A 3,535-nucleotide genomic window follows, 5' to 3' on the forward strand; every position below is an offset into this window, starting at 1 on the left:
TTAGTGTAATGCAAAGAGATAAGAGATAAAGGGGACAGGCTACTTTAATGAAATTAAGCAATAAATCTTTTACATGTAAAATAATGAATTCTAGAATTCTAGGGGTCAGGGCTAAACTTTTTACTTTTGTTATGTTTGCTTGTGAAAAAATGAAAATAAGGGGAATGATGAGTCGCCAGCATAGTTTTTTTATTCAAAATCTTTTTACATGTAAAACTGTATTAAGTAAAAAAGTTAAAAGTTTAGCCCTGACCCCTATTTTTATACTCACCAATCAGTATCCAACTATATCTCAAACTATTAATGCAGGGATAGAGGTACTTTTTGGTTCAAATAATAATCCATCATCTGAGTATAGAAATAGTAATACTTATATTGACAATGTTATAGAGCAATCAGGTGGTAAAATAAAAGATTTTAAAAATGCTGTTTTACAAAATTCAGGAGAAACATCTGAAAAAGATGCAAAAGAAACAGCTAAAAAATTAAATATATCAACTGAGCAACTAGAAAAAGAGATTAAACAATACCAAGGGCTTACAGGAGAATTAAAATGAAAATATCTTTATTTATTTATTTCTCACAAATAGTCAAGAAACTTTTTTTTCTCTTTTGGCCATCGCTAGTTTTATTTTTTTGGTATGGCACAACAAAGCTTTTGCATGTATATGAGCCTAATGTTGGCGATGGAGGATTAGATAATTTTGCAACCAATTTTATTTGGGTAGGAGGAATAATCTCATTGATAATATATGAATTTATTCAGCCCATAGTTATATTATTGTTTGCTTCTAAATACTTTAAAAATGCACAAATATTTTTAATAACATATTATCTATTTTTGGTATCTTATTTTTTATTTATTATAAAGTACATTGTATTTAAGGGGGAAATACATTCGATTGTATCAAATGGTGTAAACTTAAATGCATTATTATTTTATTTGTGCTCTTTTGCTTTTATATTTTTTTTCATAATTGAATTATGTAAATTTAAAGCAAAGATAGTTAGATATTTATTTGCATTTTTATCTGCCGTTTCCGATGTAATAATCTGTAAATATTTATATAATATTGGTTTTTTACATTTGCTTTTTGATAGATATGATAATAGATTATATGAAGATAAAATATACATTATTCCGCTAGCCTTTGCACTAATCCAACTTTTCATTGAAGCATATTATTTTTATCAAAGAGAAAAAAAGCATAGACATAAAGGGGACAGGCTACTTTAAATTGCAGTAACAAATGGCAAAATAATCGATACGGTAGGTTCTGGTAAAAACATAAGAAACGTTTATGAAATTGTTTTTAAAGATAAAGTACAAAAAGTAGCTGTTGGTGTCAGTGAAAACGGTTATATTGTAACTGGAGAATAAAGGGGAATAAAGGGGACAGGCTACTTTAAATAACTTTTGTGCTAAACTCACTCAAAAATCTTTACATGTAAAAGGACAAATCCATGCCACGCATTGCTAGAGGTGAGAGTATTGGGGGCATTTATCATGTGATTAACCGTGGAAATATGCGAATGCAAGTGTTTGATGATGCTGAAGATTATGTTTACTTTTTAAAGTTACTTCAGGATGGCTTGAAAAGAGAAGCGGTTGAACTTCATGCGTATTGTCTGATGCCAAACCATTTTCACCTTTTACTGATGCCTCTTGCAGAAGGAAGTTTGAGTCGCTTGATGCAATGGGTGATGACATCGCATGTGCGTTATTATCATCGAAAGAATAAAACATCAGGGCATATTTGGCAAGGGCGATATAAGAGTTTTATAGTTCAAAAAGAGAGTTATTATCTCTCACTCTTGCGTTACATCGAAGCCAATGCCTTACGTGCCAAACTGGTGAATGAAGCTGAGGCATGGGTTTATGGCTCATTGTGGGAGAGAGTGAATCAAGAGAGACAATTACTCGATGAAGCTTTGATAGCATTACCAACCGATTGGGCTTTACATGTAAACACTCCATTAAGAGATGAGGAACTAACAATAGTACGTAATAGCGTCAATCGTCAGAGTCCATTGGGTGAATTAGCATGGATGGAAAAAACAGCACAAGAGTTTGGACTCTCCTCAACGCTCAACCCACGAGGAAGACCAAAAAGAAAAGAAGAATTATGATAAAAAGTAGCCTGTCCCCTTTATTTGAGCAGAAGATACAATCAAAAAACCTTCCACGGCTGATGCTAAAACTTTATCTGACAATACCAAAGCCTATGAAGCTGATGCTAAAAAAGCGGCTAATGGTGATGGAAGGATGGATAATGAAGCATTTTGGAATTTATCAGATATTGAGAGAGCAAAAGTATTGCAAAATGGAACAGTACAAGATAAAATCAAAGTTCTTATCGAAACAGGATTAAGTCAAGAAGAGATTAAAAAAACACTTGCCAATAGTGCTGATTTTAAAACATTGATAAAAGATAATGACAGCACTTTTGAAGCAATCTATACACAAAAGAAAGAAGAAGTTTCAAATACTAATGCTAAAGTAGATGCCATTGTTACGGCACTTAATGTTGCAAGTATTGGTGTAATGTTTGTAGATGGTGTCAGTGTCAAATTAACGGATATGGCGGCTAAAAAGCTCATTAAAGAAGCTATAGAAGAAGGATTGAAAATTAGTCCTGAAAAGATCGTATCGATAGCTAAAGTTGATGGTAAAATTGTGTGGTTGGAAAAAGGTAGTTCAAATGCTGGACTTCAGCATATAATTGAAAGACATGACAAGGATTTTGTTAAATGGGGAGTTGAATCTGGCTCTATTGCTAATTTTGTTACAAATACAATCAAAACAGGTAAATCTATTGGCACGTATGGTGCAGATGGTAGTGTTTATAAAGTATTAGTAAATGGAGAAACAAAATATCTCAATGTTGTGATAGGTTCTAATGGATACATTGTAAATTCTTACCCATTGGGTATTAAAAATCTAGGTGGTGTCATATGGAAATAAATAATCAAAAAAAAATAGATATTGTTATGTTTGAATATGACTATGGATTAATATATCTCAAGTGTTTAAATAGTGAAGATAATCAATATTTGGTTACAGATGAATTTGAGTATCTTGCCCCAATTGAAAGCTTAGGCTTGTCTAAAAAAATTGAACAAGAGCTGTATAAACTAGGTGACTTATATGGTGAAATTCTTAATTTAGAGCAAGATGATCCTCAAAATTTGGTGGGCTTTCGAACACTGGAAGAAGTCAGATATTACTTCGATTACAAACTTTATGTGGCAACTTTAATAAGTGGTGAATACAAGCAGGGTAATATTTTGTTATATGGTTTCGATACAGTATATGGCAATTCACAAAAAAAAGACAATTTATATATGGTCGAAGAATACATCAAACATCTTTCGACCCTTACAGACGAAGATTTAAAAGTATGGCTGAGAGCTGATTTGCAATGAAAATACATTTTGATGAAATCTTTGAAATTCTTGAAGGTTTGTTTTTCATAATTATAGCTTTTTTAGTATGGTTAGGAGTATATATAGTTATCTTAAATTATGTATTTGA

Annotated in this window: 5 protein-coding genes; all 5 read left to right on the forward strand. The window is 31.7% G+C overall.

Translation table 11 applies throughout. From position 1 onward, the window contains the following. Positions 1 to 47 precede the first annotated feature (47 nt). The 5 genes from AC5SLP_RS14350 (at position 48) to AC5SLP_RS14370 (ending at position 3,426) form a co-directional block, all read left to right on the forward strand. Positions 48 to 557, forward strand: a complete 510-nt coding sequence (locus AC5SLP_RS14350) for a hypothetical protein (RefSeq protein ID WP_495255848.1) — start codon at positions 48 to 50, stop codon at positions 555 to 557. Next, positions 554 to 1,237, forward strand: a complete 684-nt coding sequence (locus AC5SLP_RS14355; protein ID WP_495255849.1) for a hypothetical protein — start codon at positions 554 to 556, stop codon at positions 1,235 to 1,237. The genes AC5SLP_RS14350 and AC5SLP_RS14355 overlap by 4 nt, the downstream gene beginning before the upstream one ends. 227 nt (positions 1,238 to 1,464) lie before the next feature. Further along, complete coding sequence (locus AC5SLP_RS14360; protein WP_495255850.1) at positions 1,465 to 2,130, forward strand: transposase; 666 nt, start codon at positions 1,465 to 1,467, stop codon at positions 2,128 to 2,130. A 136-nt stretch (positions 2,131 to 2,266) separates the two neighbouring features. Beyond that, positions 2,267 to 2,965, forward strand: coding sequence for a hypothetical protein (locus tag AC5SLP_RS14365; RefSeq protein ID WP_495255851.1), 699 nt, complete (start codon positions 2,267 to 2,269; stop codon positions 2,963 to 2,965). Further along, complete coding sequence (locus tag AC5SLP_RS14370; RefSeq protein ID WP_495255852.1) at positions 2,956 to 3,426, forward strand: hypothetical protein; 471 nt, start codon at positions 2,956 to 2,958, stop codon at positions 3,424 to 3,426. Before AC5SLP_RS14365 ends, AC5SLP_RS14370 begins: the two co-directional genes overlap by 10 nt. Positions 3,427 to 3,535: the final 109 nt, after the last annotated feature.

It is taken from the genome of Sulfurospirillum sp. E15m (assembly GCF_059415145.1).